At 70.8% G+C, this 1,354-nt stretch carries 2 pseudogenes; one reads left to right on the top strand and one right to left on the bottom strand.

Annotation, left to right across the window (positions count from 1 at the left end):
* Positions 1-24 precede the first annotated feature (24 nt).
* Positions 25-1,227, bottom strand: a pseudogene (locus tag FNH08_RS50130) (FAD-binding oxidoreductase); the annotation flags it as partial.
* A 2-nt stretch (positions 1,228-1,229) separates the two neighbouring features.
* Here FNH08_RS50130 and FNH08_RS50125 point away from each other — a divergent pair.
* Positions 1,230-1,354: pseudogene (locus FNH08_RS50125) on the top strand (F0F1 ATP synthase subunit epsilon); the annotation flags it as partial.

The following is a 1,354-nucleotide window of genomic DNA, read 5'->3' as shown; positions in this document are numbered from 1 at the left end:
GGCTGGGCTGGGCTGCGAGCTCACTCACAGTGCCTGTGGGAAGTTGAAGAAGCCGGTCGGGTCGTAGTGCCTTTTCACCGTCGTCAGACGGGAGGCCGCCGCGCCGTAGTACGCCTTGCGCCAGTTGGTGAGGGTCGGGTCCGTGTAGTTCTGGTACGCGGCGCCCGAGGCGTGGCGGGACATGGCCTGGTGGGTCGTGGTGAGCCAGGACTGGGCCGTCGTGCCGGAGGTGCCCGCTTTCCAGGAGGCGAGGTACTGGGCCAGCATCCGGGAGCGGCGGTGGACGAAGGCCGTCGCCGTGGGGGACACCCGGTTGATCGCGCCGCCGAGTGCCGTGAGCTGGATGCTGCCCGCGCCGCCCCTGACCGATGAGATGTGGGTGAGCAGGGTCTGGATGCCCGCCGCCGATATGGAGCGGTCGAAGAAGTCCGAGCGTGCCGCGTACGTCTCGCGGCCCAGGGCGCCCGTGGGGGTACGGCCCGGGGTCGAGCCCGGGAGGTGGCACTTGGCGTCCGTCGAGAAGGACGAGCAGCCCGCGTACATCTCCATCGACTCCTCGTACGAGCGGCGCTTCAGCGACACGCTGCGGGCCGGGGAGCCGATGCGGTCGGCCAGGCGGTCGACGGCGTTCTGGAGTTCGCCGTACGTGCCGAGGGAGAAGGCGGCGACCGAGATCGTGGGGGTGCCGCCGGGCGCGCACGCCAGGTGGCAGGACGACCAGATCTCGTCCGGCTGGTCCGGGCCCCACTCCTGCCAGGCCTTCACCACGGCGGCGGCCTTCGACCACGGCCACGTCATGTACGCGGAGACGGCCTGGGGGGCGGGGTGGGTGCGGAAGCGGAGTTCGGTGACCACGCCGAAGTTGCCGTTGCCCGCGCCGCGCAGGGCCCAGAAGAGGTCCTTGTGGTCGGTGGCGTTCGCGGTGAGCTGCTTGCCGTCCGCGGTGACGATCGTGGCCTGGGTGAGGCTGTCGCAGGTCAGGCCGTACGCGCGGGAGACCACGCCGTGGCCGCCGCCCAGGGTGAGGCCGGACACGCCGACGGTGGGGCAGGAGCCGGCGGGGATGGTGACGCCCTTCGCGGCGAGGGCGCGGTAGACGTCGATCAGTTTGGCGCCGGCGCCGATGACCGCCTGGCCCGCGGAGGCGCGGATGCCGCTGAGTTTCGAGACGTCGATGATCAGGTTGCCGTTGCCGGAGGACCAGCCGGCGTAGGAGTGGCCGCCGTTGCCCGGTGACCATCCGCACGAAGGATGGTGGAACGGTCGTGGCCGCTGTGCACGGCGGTTTCATCTCGTACGCGGACAACAAGCTGTCGCTGCTAGCCGAGATCGCCGAGCTGTCGGACGAGATCGA

It is taken from the genome of Streptomyces spongiae, from assembly GCF_009377185.1.
Taxonomy (GTDB): Bacteria; Actinomycetota; Actinomycetes; order Streptomycetales; family Streptomycetaceae; genus Streptomyces; species Streptomyces spongiae.
Note: the sequence above shows the minus strand (reverse complement) of the source record. Positions and strands in the feature narration are given on the sequence as shown.